General features: G+C 64.3%; 15 protein-coding genes and 2 pseudogenes. 14 read left to right on the top strand and 3 right to left on the bottom strand.

Annotation, left to right across the window (positions count from 1 at the left end):
- From ACIQUH_RS27485 to ACIQUH_RS27460, 6 genes and pseudogenes are all read left to right on the top strand, one after another.
- Nucleotides 1-357 (top strand): S26 family signal peptidase (locus ACIQUH_RS27485; RefSeq protein WP_400821283.1); only part of this gene is annotated, 357 nt, incomplete at its 5' end.
- Between the two features lie 68 nt (nt 358-425).
- Nucleotides 426-761, top strand: coding sequence for a DUF736 domain-containing protein (locus ACIQUH_RS27480; RefSeq protein WP_400821281.1), 336 nt, complete (start codon nt 426-428; stop codon nt 759-761).
- 4 nt (nt 762-765) lie between these two features.
- Entirely contained in the window at nt 766-1,722 is a 957-nt protein-coding gene (locus ACIQUH_RS27475; RefSeq protein ID WP_400821279.1) for a lytic transglycosylase domain-containing protein, read from the top strand.
- Complete coding sequence (locus ACIQUH_RS27470) at nt 1,719-2,039, top strand: hypothetical protein (RefSeq protein ID WP_400821277.1); 321 nt, start codon at nt 1,719-1,721, stop codon at nt 2,037-2,039. Before ACIQUH_RS27475 ends, ACIQUH_RS27470 begins: the two co-directional genes overlap by 4 nt.
- Before the next feature lie 41 nt (nt 2,040-2,080).
- Nucleotides 2,081-2,701 (top strand): annotated as a pseudogene (locus ACIQUH_RS27465) (relaxase/mobilization nuclease domain-containing protein); the annotation flags it as partial.
- Between the two features lie 165 nt (nt 2,702-2,866).
- Nucleotides 2,867-4,099 carry a DUF3363 domain-containing protein gene (locus tag ACIQUH_RS27460; RefSeq protein ID WP_400821285.1) on the top strand — a complete coding sequence of 411 codons (1,233 nt, stop codon included), beginning with the start codon at nt 2,867-2,869 and terminating at the stop codon, nt 4,097-4,099.
- A 71-nt stretch (nt 4,100-4,170) separates the two neighbouring features.
- On the opposite strand, the gene ACIQUH_RS27455 is transcribed toward ACIQUH_RS27460, so the two are convergent.
- Nucleotides 4,171-5,088 (bottom strand): LysR substrate-binding domain-containing protein, encoded by a 918-nt coding sequence (locus ACIQUH_RS27455; RefSeq protein ID WP_400821275.1) that lies wholly within the window; start codon nt 5,086-5,088, stop codon nt 4,171-4,173.
- A gap of 119 nt (nt 5,089-5,207) precedes the next feature.
- On the opposite strand from ACIQUH_RS27455, the gene ACIQUH_RS27450 reads away from it, so the two are divergent.
- The 4 genes from ACIQUH_RS27450 to ACIQUH_RS27435 all read left to right on the top strand — a co-directional run bounded on the left by ACIQUH_RS27450 (nt 5,208) and on the right by ACIQUH_RS27435 (nt 9,662).
- Entirely contained in the window at nt 5,208-6,095 is an 888-nt protein-coding gene (locus ACIQUH_RS27450) for an EamA family transporter (RefSeq protein ID WP_400821273.1), read from the top strand.
- Between the two features lie 66 nt (nt 6,096-6,161).
- Entirely contained in the window at nt 6,162-7,052 is an 891-nt protein-coding gene (locus ACIQUH_RS27445; protein ID WP_400821271.1) for a LysR family transcriptional regulator, read from the top strand.
- Between the two features lie 143 nt (nt 7,053-7,195).
- Nucleotides 7,196-9,181 carry a conjugal transfer protein TraG gene (locus tag ACIQUH_RS27440; protein ID WP_400821269.1) on the top strand — a complete coding sequence of 662 codons (1,986 nt, stop codon included), beginning with the start codon at nt 7,196-7,198 and terminating at the stop codon, nt 9,179-9,181.
- A 10-nt stretch (nt 9,182-9,191) separates the two neighbouring features.
- Nucleotides 9,192-9,662: a ribbon-helix-helix protein, CopG family gene (locus ACIQUH_RS27435; protein ID WP_400821268.1), complete on the top strand. Its 471-nt coding sequence runs from the start codon at nt 9,192-9,194 to the stop codon at nt 9,660-9,662.
- Here the strand turns inward: ACIQUH_RS27435 and ACIQUH_RS27430 are convergent.
- Nucleotides 9,659-10,339, bottom strand: coding sequence for an NADAR family protein (locus ACIQUH_RS27430; protein ID WP_400821267.1), 681 nt, complete (start codon nt 10,337-10,339; stop codon nt 9,659-9,661). The two genes, ACIQUH_RS27435 and ACIQUH_RS27430, sit on opposite strands and share 4 nt — an antisense overlap.
- 4 nt (nt 10,340-10,343) lie before the next feature.
- Entirely contained in the window at nt 10,344-11,333 is a 990-nt protein-coding gene (locus ACIQUH_RS27425; RefSeq protein WP_400821265.1) for a hypothetical protein, read from the bottom strand.
- A gap of 233 nt (nt 11,334-11,566) precedes the next feature.
- On the opposite strand from ACIQUH_RS27425, the gene trbB reads away from it, so the two are divergent.
- The 4 genes and pseudogenes from trbB to ACIQUH_RS27405 all read left to right on the top strand — a co-directional run.
- Entirely contained in the window at nt 11,567-12,562 is a 996-nt protein-coding gene (gene trbB, locus ACIQUH_RS27420) for a P-type conjugative transfer ATPase TrbB (protein ID WP_400821262.1), read from the top strand.
- Nucleotides 12,559-12,891, top strand: coding sequence for a TrbC/VirB2 family protein (locus ACIQUH_RS27415; protein ID WP_092715062.1), 333 nt, complete (start codon nt 12,559-12,561; stop codon nt 12,889-12,891). Before trbB ends, ACIQUH_RS27415 begins: the two co-directional genes overlap by 4 nt.
- Complete coding sequence (locus ACIQUH_RS27410; protein ID WP_400821260.1) at nt 12,891-13,169, top strand: VirB3 family type IV secretion system protein; 279 nt, start codon at nt 12,891-12,893, stop codon at nt 13,167-13,169. Before ACIQUH_RS27415 ends, ACIQUH_RS27410 begins: the two co-directional genes overlap by 1 nt.
- A 14-nt stretch (nt 13,170-13,183) precedes the next feature.
- A pseudogene (locus tag ACIQUH_RS27405) lies at nt 13,184-13,644 on the top strand (conjugal transfer protein TrbE); the annotation flags it as partial.

The raw sequence follows: 13,644 nt of genomic DNA, 5'->3' as shown, positions 1-13,644 counted from the left end.
ATGGTCGGCCGCGGCTATATCGGCAACGGCGTGCCGCTCTTGAAGCGCGTCGCCGGTCTTCCCGGCCAGCGGGTTTGCCGGATCGGCCGCGCCATCGCCGTTGACGGTGTGGCGATGGGCGACGCGCTCGACCGCGACCGGATCGGCCGCGATCTGCCCGTCTGGCAGGGGTGCCGCGTCATCGCGCCCGGCGAACTCTTCCTCATGAACAGCGGCGTCCGCGACAGCCTGGACGGCCGTTACTTCGGCTCGCTTGCGGCGAGCGCCGTCATCGGCCGCGCGCTGCCGCTCTGGACCGACGAGGACGGCGAAGGCCGCTTCGTCTGGCGTGCCCAGACCGGAGCAATGCTGCGCTGACCGCTTCCCCATCGGCGGGAGCGGTGTCCGCCGACGGATTTCTCAACGCCACCGCATGGAGACTAGACATGCCCCAGATCGGTCAATTCCATCGCGACGCATCCGGCTTCGCCGGACAACTCGTCACGCTCACACTCAAGCGCGAACTTGTCATTGTTCCCGCCGAACATTCCGACGCGGAGAACGCGCCGGACTATCGCGTCCATTACATCGCGAATGACGGCCCGGAGATCGGCGCGGCGTGGAAACGCACCGGCGAGAAGGCCGGCGAATATCTCTCGGTGCTCATCGACGATCCCGCCTTGCCGCATCCCATCCGCGCCAATCTCTTCCGCGACGACGACGCGGGATCGTCATGGTCGCTGCACTGGACGCGCCCGAAGCCGCGTGAAGAACGGGATTGAAGCCATGCGCTATCCCGTCGCCCGCGCGCTCAAAGCCCTTATTCCTTTGTTCGCGAAAAGCGCGTCCCATTCCTTCGTCCCGCTCGACCGCAGGACGGCCGGCGCGCGCAGCGAAGGTCAGGGGCGGCCATCGGCCGGCGCTTCGCGCGCACCCTTGATCGCAGCGAGAACGCTGGCAGGCTGGCCTCAACGCGGAGACAGGTCCGCCCGGCGCTATGCCGTGCTCCTGTCTCTGGCGCTGTTGGCGATCACGTCGGAACCGGGCGTGACGATCGCGCAATCGGTCGTCGTCACGCGGCCAGTCAGCGATCCCTACGGCGCGCATATCGCAGAGGCGTCGCAGCGCTTCGGCATTCCCGAACACTGGATTCGTGCGGTGCTGCGCGCCGAGAGCGCGGGCGACGTGCGCGCGATCTCGACGGCCGGCGCGTTAGGTCTGATGCAGCTCATGCCCGACACCTGGGCGAGCCTGCGCGTGCGCTACCGGCTCGGCCGCGATCCCTACGATCCGCGCGACAACATCCTCGCAGGCTCCGCCTATCTGCGCGAGATGTGGGACCGCTACGGCAATGTCGCCGCGATGCTCGCCGCCTATAATGCCGGTCCCGGCCGCTATGACGATCATCGCGCGACGGGCCGCCCGCTGCCCGAGGAGACCCGCTCCTATGTCGCGGCCCTCCTGCCGCTGCTCGGTGGGGCAGCGCCCGTCGATGCGCCTGAGAAGCGCGCCGAACCGCCGCCGGATTGGCGCGAGGCTCCACTGTTCATACTGCGCGCGAGTGACATCCGCAGCGCAGCCGAAGCGTCATCCGGCGCGCGGCCGGGCGTTCAGGTCGGTGCGCAGTCTGGCGAACGATCCGGCGACGGTCGCGCTGTCGTTCCGGTGCGCGATTCCGTCGATGCAGAGCCGCAGCGCGGCACCATGTTCGTCGCCCGCGCGAACGGCGGGGGAATGCGATGAGCATCGCGTCCCCGCGCTCTCGCGTGCTTGATCCGGTGTGCAGTCAGGTCGGGGGGCGCCTGGCTGCATATCTGGATCGAAGGGCAGAAAGGGAAGAAAGGGCGGAGGGCAAGATAAAGGAAACCGGCACTCCGTTGGCGCGGTTTCGGGGCAAGCCCTTGTCTGCACACTGTTTTGGGGCGGCGCTGGCGGCACCTTGGTTTTGGACGCCGCGTGCCGCGTCTTCGCGCAAAGCCTTGGCTTTGGTGGGTTTCGAGCGGCACTATCGCCCGAAATCGGGCGTTTTCCGTGGTTTTGCCCCGGAGGCGCTGGCTTGAGCGACGACGAAGAATTCCGCTTCCGCCCGAGGCCGGGCCGCGTGCGCGCCGATGCGCCGAAGCTCGGCAGGGCCAAGAGCTTTCTGACCCAGGCGAAGAAGATCGCGCGCCAGCAGAGCAACAGCCCATCGCGGTCAGCATTAGGATCGCCGAAACGGTCTGCCTCCGGTTCGGCAGCCAAGGGCGGCAAGGGTGCGCGGGCGGCCAGCGGACCGGGCCTGAAACGGGGACGCGGCGCAGCCTTCGTGCGCGCCCGCACCCTGTCGGGCGGCTGGCGTCACAGCGCGCCCGGCGCGCGCCGCGTCGTCGTCAAAACCCGCTACGTCCAGGGCGCGGGCAAGACCGGAAAATCCGCTGCGCATCTGCGCTATATCCAGCGCGACGGCACCTCGCGCGATGGCGAGCGCGGCCAGCTCTACTCGGCCGGCGAAGACCGCGCCGACGCCGCTGCCTTCGTCGAGCGCGGCGCCGACGATCGCCACCAGTTCCGTTTCATCGTCTCGCCGGAGGACGGTGCGGACCTCTCCGACCTCACGGCCTATACCCGCGACCTCATGGCGCAGATCGAAACCGATCTCGGCACCCGGCTCGATTGGGTCGCGGTCAATCACCACAACACCGGCCATCCGCATGTCCATGTCATCGTGCGCGGCGTGGACGAGCTGGGCGAGAACCTGGTCATCAACGGCGACTATCTTGCCAACGGCCTCCGCGAACGGGCGAGCGATCTCGCGACGCTGGAGCTTGGCCCCGTCACCGAGATCGAGCAGAGCCGCAAGCTCACCGCCGAGATCGGCCAGGACCGCTTCACCCGCATCGACCGCGCCATGGCAAGCGAAGCCGAAGACCGCTTCCTCGACCTGCGCAACGAGCCCGCCGATCCTCAGCGCCAGCGCGACCGGACCTTGCGCCTGCGCCGTCTCTCCAAGCTGGAGAAGATGGGCCTCGCCACCGAACACGCGCCCGGCGTCTGGGAATTGAGCGAGCGGATGGAACCGGCGCTGCGCGAGCTGGGTGAGCGCGGCGACATCATCCGCAACATGCACAAGGCGCTGAAGGCCGACGGACTCGACCGAGATCCCGCGACGTTCCAGCTTCACGACGCCGCGCCCGAAGTCCCGATCGTCGGCTGCGTCGTCGACAAATATCTGACCGACGAGCTTGGCGAGAACCTGACCGTCGTGGTCGACGGGATCGACGGGCGCACCCATCATCTGCCCGGTATCGACCCGGCCCGCGTCGAGGACGCACGGATCGGCAGCGTCGTCGAGATCGGCCCGGCCGAGACCGCGAGCCGTCCATCGGATCGCACCATCGCCACGATCGCCGAGGGCGGTGTCTATCGACCGAGCCGCCATCTCGAACAGGCGAAGTTCGAGGGCCGCGTTCCGGGCGGCGACTATGACGGTTATGTCGATGCGCATGTGCGTCGGCTGGAGGCGCTGCGCCGCGCCGGGATCGCCGAACGGATCGACGCCGACCAATGGCGCATTCCTGACGATTTCGAGAGCCGCGCCGCCGCCTATGACGCGGGCCGCAACCGGCAGGCCAATATCCGCATCCTCTCCGCTGCCCGGCTCGAACAGCAGATCGGCGCGGACGGTGCGACCTGGCTCGACCGGCGGCTGGTTTCGGGCGAGACATCGGATCTCGCGCCGTCGGGTTTCGGCCAGCAGGTGCGCGAGGCGATCGACCGCCGCCGCGAACATCATATTGACCGGGGCGACGCCGCCCGTCAGCCGAACGGCGGCATCGCCTACCGGCGCAAACTCCTCGCCACCCTGCGCGAGCGCGAGGTTGCCCGTGTTGGTGCGGAGATGGCAGCAACCAAGGGACTGCCGTTCCGTGCCGCCGCGGATGGCGAGACCGTCAGCGGCAAATTCACCGGGACCGTCCAGCTATCGAGCGGCAAGCTTGCCATTGTGGAGCAGAGTCACGAGTTCACACTTGTCCCGTGGCGGCCCGTCATCGACCGTCAGCTCGGCCGCGAAGTCATGGGCGTCGTTCAGGGTGGTTCGGTGTCCTGGCAGTTGGGGCGGCAGCGGGGATTGGGATTGTAAATGACTCCGCGGATCCAGTTGACTGGTGCACGTTTAGGCGCTCCATAGCCGGCATAGTTTTTCTAGCCACGCTACTCAGACAGGGCACCGATTTTCGCTGGTTCGAGCGCTTCGATGATAAGATCCCGGACCTGCATCACCGTTGGATTGCGGATCGTGTCGAACCGCCAACTCACGCCGAACGCATAGCGTGGGAAACGCAGGGGACAAGGCGAGAGCCCGAACATGCCCAGGTCGCGCAACGCCATTGCCGCATGGCTCGGAATCGTCGCAACGCCATCTGTGCCGCGTAGCAGGAATGCCAGCGCGGAAAAGTGCGTTGTCGCGGCCCGGACCCTGCGCCGCAAGCCGTGCTCGGCAAGTACGTCGTCGGTGATCCCGGTCAGGCCGGAAAACGAAACTAGGATATGGTCACGCGCGACATACTCGCCCGTCGTGAACGGCGCATCACCGTCCCTATATGCTCGGTCGTAGACGATCATGTAGTCGGAATGCCCAAGCGAAAGGTGCTTGAGCCGCCCGTCGTTGAAGCCGCCCGAGGTGATCGCCAGGTCGATGTCCTTTTCGTTCATGGCCTGTGCGCCCATGAGGCTGTTGGTCTGGCGGAAGACGATCCTGACATGCGGCATCTTTTGCTTGGCCAACGCCAATATCCTTGTACCGAATGCCATCTCAAAATCATCCGAGAGGCCGATCCGTACGATCGTCGCCTTCGCAGTGCCATCTGCATGCGATGTCGAGGCATCGAGGGTTCCTTCGATGATACCGAGTGCCTCCTCAATCCGGGGCTGCAGGAGGATGGCGCGCGGCGTTGGCAGCAGACCGCGCTGCGTTCGCTGGAACAGGGGGTCTCCGTAGGCCTCGCGCAGTCGCTTCAAGGAAGCGCTTACGGCGGCCTGGCTAACTCCCAACCGTGCAGCCGCTCGCGTCGCGTTTAACTCGCTCATGAGGGTCTGGAATACGACGAGAAGGTTCAGATCGACGGCCATATCTTCAGCCTAGGTTATATCTGTAATTCATATGCCTTGTTTTATTTATGACAGATACCGCGATAGCGTGTCGAGATGAATAGCGAAACGCCCCTCGGAATCGGAAAGGCATCCAGAATATGACCCCTCGGCACACCCTGCTGGCATTTCTCGTTGCAGCGATATGGGGGATCAATTTCACAATCATCCAGATCGGTCTTGGAAGCTTTCCGCCTCTCTTGCTCGCAGCCTTGCGCTTCATGATTGCGGCCATCCCGGCTCTGTTTCTGCCGCGCCCGGCGGTGCCGTGGCCGAAATTCGTAGCGATAGGAACCACGCTGTTCCTTGGGCAATTTGCGCTGCTGTTCACGAGCATGGCGTTCGGGATGCCGGCGGGCCTGGCGTCGGTGGTCCTTCAGTCGCAGGCTTTTCTGACAATCCTGCTCGCTTCCATCGTGCTGCGGGAAAAGCCGACGCCCCGGCAGGTCGCCGGGAGCGTGATCGCATTCACCGGATTGACAATCATCGCCGGAACGATCGGAAGCACAGGCTTCTCCGTAACCGGCCTGGTTCTGTGCCTCGGCGCGGCATTGTGCTGGGCAGTCGGAAATATATCGCTGCGTGGCGCGGGAAAGGTCGACATGCTGGCCATGGTGGTCTGGCTCAGCCTCATTCCGCCGCTCCCGCTGTTGGGGTTGTCCATGCTGCTGGACGGGCCGGCGTCGATCGGCAGCGCACTGTCGCAAGTGCGCCTGAGCGGTGTCAGTGCGGTTCTGTATCTCTCAGTCTTGTCCACCATCCTTTGCTTCGCAATTTGGGGACATTTGCTGAAACGATATCCCGCTGCGACCGTCGCCCCCTTCTCTCTTTTGGTACCGTTGTTTGGGGCAGCCTCGGCGGCCATCGTCCTAGGCGAGCGGTTCGAGGTCGTCCGGCTTGCCGGAATGGTCGCTGTGTTGGTTGGCCTGGTGGTGGTGGTCGCTCCATTTCGTTCCGACTTGAGGTTCCTGCGGCGCGCGGGTTCATGAATGAAGCGAAGGCGCCGAAACGAACACGAACGGGAAATGGCCGGCATTGCCAAAGGCCGGATTCCGATGGCATCTCTTGTTCAAACGCTTGCGGTTGCCGAGTACCTGAGCTTCAGCCATGCGGCAAAGGCGCTCGGCGTTAGCCAGTCCTGCGTCAGCGCGCGCGTTAAGGCTCTGGAGGAGGAGCTTGGCATCCTGCTTTTTGAGCGAAACACGCGCGGCGTCCGGCTCACCGAAGCCGGACGCCTTTTTGTCGAACGGGCAGCGGCTGGCATCGACCAGCTCGACCATGCCGTGAAGACGGCCGGCATGGCGGCATCGGGAGAACGCGGCCGCCTACGTATCGGCGTTCATGGCCTGATCGCGGGCAGCTTTCTCAACAATCTGCTAGCCGACTACCGCAAGGAATATCCCTACATTGTTGTCGAAATGGTCGAAGCAACGGCGCGCGATTCGATCGCGCAGCTTCGTATGAACAGGATCGACGTTGCGTTCGTCGTTGGCGTGTTCGATCTGCCAGACTGCCATTCCAAGTCGATCTGGACAGAGCCGCTTGTGGTCGCGATATCGGCTTGCCATCAGCTTGCGGACCAATCCGGCGTCACCTGGGCTGATCTCGCGTCCGAGCAATTCCTTGTTCGCCACGGCGGTACTGGGCCGCAGGTTCACGACCATATCGTGCTGCGCCTCGCCGGTCGCTGGCTCCAGCCAGCGATCCAGCGTTTCGAGGTGGAACGCGGCACGTTGCTGTCGATGGTCGCACAGGGTTTCGGCATCACACTCCTTGGCGCGGCGAGCGGGCTATTTCCAACGCCTGGAATCGTATTGCTGCCGATTACCGACGAGCCTGAGCCAGTCGTCTTCTCGGCAGTCTGGTCGCCGCACAATCGAAGCGCCGCCTTGCGGAACCTCTTCTCGCTTGCAGCAGAAATAGGCCGATCAACCCGATCCGCCTGAGCGTCGAGTTTTCCTTATCGCCGCGACCATCCTATTCGCCGCCGTTTCTATCCGGCGCCCCTCCAGCCACGCTTGCCCTGTTGCCACTCCCGAAAACCCCCATTCTCTGATCGGCTCCGACATTTTTGCCGATTGGAGCCTGTATGCGTGGAGGCCGAATTCTTTGGGGTCAGATCGCCGTAGTCCTGACCATCGTTCTCATCACAACTTGGGCGGCGACCCAATGGACCGCATGGCGTCTCGGCTTTCAGCCGCAGCTCGGTAGCCCATGGTTCGGGCTGGCGGGCTTACCCGTCTATTATCCGCCCGTCTTCTTTTGGTGGTGGTTCTCCTACGACGCCTATGCGCCCGCGATCTTCACCGAAGGCGCGATGATCGCCGCATCCGGCGGCTTCATCGCCATCGCCGCCGCCATCCTCATGTCGCTCATCCGCGCCCGAGAAGCCCGTAATGTCGCGACCTACGGCTCGGCGCGCTGGGCCGAGAACGAAGAGGTGCTGGTCGCGGGTCTGCTTGGTCCCGACGGCGTGCTGCTCGGCCGATACGACCGCGGCTATCTGCGCCATGACGGCCCCGAGCATGTGCTTTGCTTCGCGCCGACCCGATCGGGCAAGGGCGTCGGCCTCGTCGTGCCGACCCTGCTGACCTGGCCGGGAAGCTGCATCGTCCATGACATCAAGGGCGAGAACTGGACGCTGACGGCGGGCTTCCGCTCCCGGCATGGCCGCGTGCTGCTGTTCGATCCGACCAATGTGAACTCCTCTGCCTACAACCCATTGCTGGAGGTCCGGCAAGGGGAATGGGAAGTCCGCGACGTTCAGAACATCGCCGACATCTTGGTCGATCCCGAAGGCAGTCTCGACAAGCGCAACCACTGGGAAAAAACCTCTCATTCGCTGCTGGTCGGCGCGATCCTGCACGTCCTCTACGCCGAGCCGGACAAGACGCTGGCGGGCGTCGCCAACTTTCTCTCCGATCCGCGCCGCGCCGTCGAAGCGACCCTCCGCGCCATGATGGACACACCCCATCTCGGCGAGGCCGGCGTCCATCCCGTCATCGCATCGTCGGCGCGCGAGCTGCTGAACAAATCCGACAACGAACGCTCCGGCGTGCTCTCGACCGCCATGTCGTTCCTCGGCCTCTACCGCGATCCCGTCGTCGCCCGCGTCACCGCGCGCTGCGACTGGCGCATCGCCGATCTCGTCGGGGGCAGGAAGCCGGTCAGCCTCTATCTTGTCGTGCCGCCGTCCGACATCAACCGCACCAAGCCGCTGATCCGCCTCATCCTCAACCAGATCGGCCGCCGGCTGACCGAGGAGTTGACCGCATCGGGCAAGCGCCACCGCCTGCTCCTCATGCTCGACGAGTTTCCGGCGCTGGGACGGCTCGACTTCTTTGAATCGGCGCTCGCCTTCATGGCGGGCTACGGCATCAAGGGCTTCCTGATCACCCAATCGCTCAACCAGATCGAGCGCGCCTACGGGCCGAACAACGCCATCCTCGACAACTGCCATGTCCGCGTCAGCTTCGCGACCAACGACGAGCGCACCGCCAAGCGCGTGTCCGATGCGCTCGGAACGGCGACCGAACTGCGCGATAGCACCAACTATGCCGGCCACCGTCTGTCGCCCTGGCTGGGGCATCTCATGGTCTCGCGGCAGGAGACGGCCCGCCCGCTGCTGACGCCCGGCGAGATCATGCAGCTCCCGCCCAACGAGGAAATCGTAATGGTCGCGGGCACCCCGCCGATCAAGGCGACGAAGGCGAAGTATTTCGAGGACGCGCGCTTGCAGGAGCGCATCGTCGCACCGCCCGAGCTTCCCGCCACGCCCGCCAATGCCGCCGCGACCGATGACTGGTCCGGTCGCGTCGTCGCGGCAACGGGCCGTGCGATTGCGGCGGGCGGCGGTGATGACGGCGGCGACCATGCCAATGCCGGCATCCGCCGCGAGCCGGAATTGCCCGAACATGAAGAAATCCTCCCGTCGCCACCGTCGCCCGCGCAGGAGTTCGAGCTTCTGGACGACGAGCCCGATGTCGACGCCGCCAAGGCCAACGCCATGCGGGGGCGGATGCGGATGGTCGCGCGGCAAGCCTCGCTCGACCCCGGCGACGGCATAGAGCTTTGAGGAGCCGCCCATGACCTCGCGCACCCGCATGAACGTCTATTTCGATCCGGCCTTGCTCAAGCAGGTCGAGGCGCTGGCGCTTCGCCGCAATATCTCCAAATCCGCCATCGTCGAAGCCGCCGTCGCGTCGTTCCTGTCCGGCGATACGAGCGAGAAGCTGGAGGCCGCCATGTCGCGCCGGCTCGACCGGCTCGGCCGCCAGATCGGCGCGCTCGACGAGGATGTTGCGGTGCTCGGCGAGACTCTGGCGCTGTTCGTCCGCTACTGGCTGATCTTCACCCCGCCGCTCTCCGACAACGCACAGGCATCGGCGCGCGCCAAGGGCGCAGAGCGATTCGACGGCTTCCTGCAGACCCTCGGCAAGCGACTGGCGACCGGGGACAGGTTCCTCAAGGAGCTTTCGCGCGATGTCGATGGCGCTGAAGGGAACAGCCCTCAAGAAATGGCGAGTGAAGCCGAACCGGCTAACCGCGTTACCTAAAGCAAGCGATCCTGAGAGGGCTCTTCCGCTGTTTTGGAGGCGGCAGATTTGGTTCGCTCAGACCTGAAATTGTGGGAACTATTCTCGACAGGACGCGCATCCCGTCTTGTCTGTATCGGAATGGGTTCGCCCAGAAGAACGAAATCAGGAATTTCCAGCGGATAAAGCTCTTCCAACCGTGTCGGCTCGCTGCGAACGATCTCGCGCAATTCCATCAGCAGCCTGCCCAGCACATTTCTGCCGGCAAGCAAATTATCCTCACCGACTTTGGCGCCCCAATAATCGTCCTTGCGCGAGTCCTCGACGATCGGCCGGTCGCCTGTTGCGAGCAGAAGCTTGGAAAACGCGGTCCAATTGTGCAGCAGTTTCGCGCGCAGACACCAACGCATGACCTTGACGCGCACCTCTTCCCAGTCGGGCCGTGAATCGTCACGGTAGGGCTTGGATCGCATCTTGGCCGTCATCGGGCTCGTTTCTTCGATAATCATCCGCTGAACTTGCGGAAGATGCGGGAAACGACAGGCTTGATAGAGCGCTTCAGATGTGCGGATTCTAAAACCAAGGACGTAGATCGGATAACCTGGGGCCATATTCGAAAGGCCGCCAAAATCCTCGGTCGTCTTGCGAAAGCTGACGACCTGATCGCGTTCATATTCTCTGAATTCGGCTTGGCTCATCGTGTTAATTGGTCTTCCTCGGAAACAGAGGATACCACGGATCACCAGCCCACAACACCAACGGCGCGTTGTTCGGGCAATTTCTGTAGGTGACGATCATTGAACCGAAGCCGGTCGTTCCCATCATGCTGTTGCCCAGCGGACGCATGTAGGCATTCAAGTGCGGGCAAAGCGCGCGGACCCGGACCCCCGAAACGAGGAATTGCTGCTCCAACTGGGAGCGCCCCGCCTCGGAGGAGAAGAAGCCCAAGGCACCCATCTGACCCGGCGTCCTGAATACGGGCTCGAGCTTCAGGCCGGCGACATATTGGGCCGTCGATGGCTCGGCCGGAATAGCGACTGGACGAAGGACGTCTGAATTGTCGATATATTTCTTGCGGTCCTCGATCTCGAATACGCGCCACCAGGACAGATCGATCGACTTTCCGGCTTCTTTCGCCGCGGCTTTTATATCGGTTTCCGTCCGCCATTGGCCGAGCCGATGATAGGCGATTGTAACGATATGAATCTTTGCAGTTTGCGGCGCGGCCTCCTTGATCCAGTTTGTTATGTCGTGCTTGATCCGCCCGCCTGAGAACAGCACATCATCGATATAGACATACTGGTTCACCGGTGCCTTGCCGCAGTCCGCAAGCCCGATCCCACAAGTTTTCTGAAGCGCCTTGTCCAACACCACCAGCATGTCGCGTTGGCTATTGCCCGCTGTCTGGATGTTGAGAATTCCGGTATGCTTCCAAAATGCGGCTGGGTCTCCACCAGTGAGCTTGTCGTTGGCCGCGATGGCAGACAGAAACTCTTTCACATTCTTGCGTGTGAAATACGTCTTGCTGAAGACATGGGCGAGTTCCGTAAGGAGCGGCTCTTGGACGTCACCCGGGAACTGCTTTACCCACTTGTCAACGTGGGCGGAGTTCATCGCGGGAATCTCCCCCTCGCGATAGTCTGATATCTGTTCGACGACCGCGTCCAACAATTCCTTTCTCGTTGCCATCATTTCCCCCTCGTCGTCGCTCGCGCACAGCGCGAATCGCAGCTTACTTTCTGAATACTGCCAGCAGATAAGTCTTTCTGGCAAATGGGCTATTCTTAAACCCATCCTATTCGCCGCCGATAGTCGCCGACCGCCGCACGGGCTCCGATACTTGTTGAACGGGCCCGATTTCGGGCTCTTTTAATCATCCCCGATCGGGGAACTCTCTGTTGCGTCCCCTCGGATTTGGGGACGGCATGACTTCTTCTCATCAGAAACCGGAGGCGATCCAGCGCGGCGCGCGCATGTTGCGCACGGCGCTTGGTCCCGCCATCGCCCGCTTTTTGGAAGACCCCGCCGTCGTCGAAGTGATGCTGAACCCCGACGGACGCATCTGGCTCGACCGTCTTTCCCAAGGGCTGTCCGACACCGGCGAAACCCTGTCGCCCGCCGACGGCGAACGTATCGTGCGCCTGGTCGCCCACCATGTCGGCGCGGAAGTTCATGCCCGGTCCCCGCGCGTCTCGGCCGAGCTGCCCGAAACGGGAGAGCGGTTCGAGGGCCTGTTGCCGCCTGTCGTCGCCGCGCCCGCCTTCGCCATCCGCAAGCCCGCCGTCGCCATCTTCACGCTCGACGACTATGTGGCCACCGGGATCATGACCGCCGATCAGGCTGCGACGTTGCGCGCGGCTGTCGCGGCGCGCGCCAACATCCTCGTCGCGGGCGGCACGTCTACCGGCAAGACCACCTTAACCAATGCGCTGCTGGCCGAAGTCGCCAAGAGCGCCGATCGCGTCGTCATCATCGAAGCTACGCGCGAGCTGCAATGCGCCGCGCCCAATCTCGTCTCCATGCGGACCAAGGAGGGCGTCGTCACGCTCTCCGATCTCGTGCGCTCGTCGCTGCGCCTGCGCCCCGACCGCATCCCCATCGGCGAGGTGCGCGGCGCCGAAGCGCTCGACCTCCTCAAAGCCTGGGGCACCGGCCATCCCGGCGGCGTCGGCACCATCCACGCCGGCACCGGCATCGGCGCGCTGCGCCGTCTCGAACAGCTCATTCAGGAAGCCGTCGTCACCGTCCCGCGCGCGCTGATCGCCGAGACCGTCGACCTCGTTGCCGTCCTCTCCGGCCGCGGTTCCGCGCGCCGGCTCACTGAGCTCGCCCGCGTCGAAGGGCTTAAGCCCGACGGGGACTACCGCATCACGCATTCCAGCCCTTTGGCCACCCCCAGCAGTACAGGAGACCCTTCATGATCCGCATCCCCATGCGCGTCCGTCGCACCGTCGCGACCGTCGCCGCCGTCGCTTACGTCAACCTCGTCCTGGCGCCCGCCGCCCACGCTTCCGGCTCTTCCATGCCGTGGGAAGCGCCGCTCCAGAAAATCCTCCAGTCGATCGAAGGCCCCGTCGCCAAGATCATCGCGGTCATCATCATCATCGCGACGGGCCTCGCGCTCGCCTTCGGCGACACATCGGGCGGCTTCCGCAAGCTGATCCAGATCGTGTTCGGCCTGTCGATCGCGTTTGCCGCCAGCTCGTTCTTCCTGTCGTTCTTCTCGTTCGGCGGCGGGGCGCTCGTCTGATGGCGGTCGCCTTCGAGCAACTGGATGTGCCGGGATTCACCGTCCCGGTTCACCGCGCACTGACCGAGCACATCCTGCTCGGCGGTGCGCCGCGCTCCATCGCGATCCTCAACGGGACGCTGGCCGGGGCCGTGGGCCTCGGCCTGCGCCTCTGGCTGGTCGGCCTGCTGATCTGGGCCGTCGGCCATTTCGCAGCAGTCTGGGCGGCCAAGCGCGATCCGCTCTTTGTCGAGGTCGGCCGACGCCATCTGCGCGTCCCGGCTTTCCTCGCGGTCTGAGGGAGGCGACACCCATGATGAACCTCGCCGAATATCGCCGCACCGCCGCCCGTCTTGCCGACTTCCTGCCCTGGGTCGCGCTCGCGGCCGAGGGAGTCGTGCTCAACAAGGACGGTAGCTTCCAGCGCACGGCGCGCTTTCGCGGTCCCGATCTCGATAGCGCCGTCGCCGCCGAGCTGGTCGCGGTCACTGGGCGCATCAACAACGCCTTCCGCCGTCTCGGCTCAGGCTGGAGCATCTTCGTCGAGGCGCAGCGCCATGAGGCAGCGATCTATCCGGCGAGCCAGTTTCCCGACGCGGCCTCCGGCCTGGTCGACGCCGAGCGCAAGGCTGATTTCGAGGAAGCCGGCACGCACTATGTCTCCGGCTATTACCTGACTTTCCTCTATCTGCCCCCGGCCGAGGAAGCCGCCCGCGCCGAAAGCTGGCTCTACGAGGGCCGCGAGCGCACCGGCGTCGATCCGCAAGAGATTCT

This window comes from Agrobacterium sp. NPDC090283 (assembly GCF_044769685.1).
Lineage (GTDB): Bacteria > Pseudomonadota > Alphaproteobacteria > Rhizobiales > Rhizobiaceae > Agrobacterium.
This window is presented reverse-complemented; position numbering and strand designations above follow the sequence as displayed.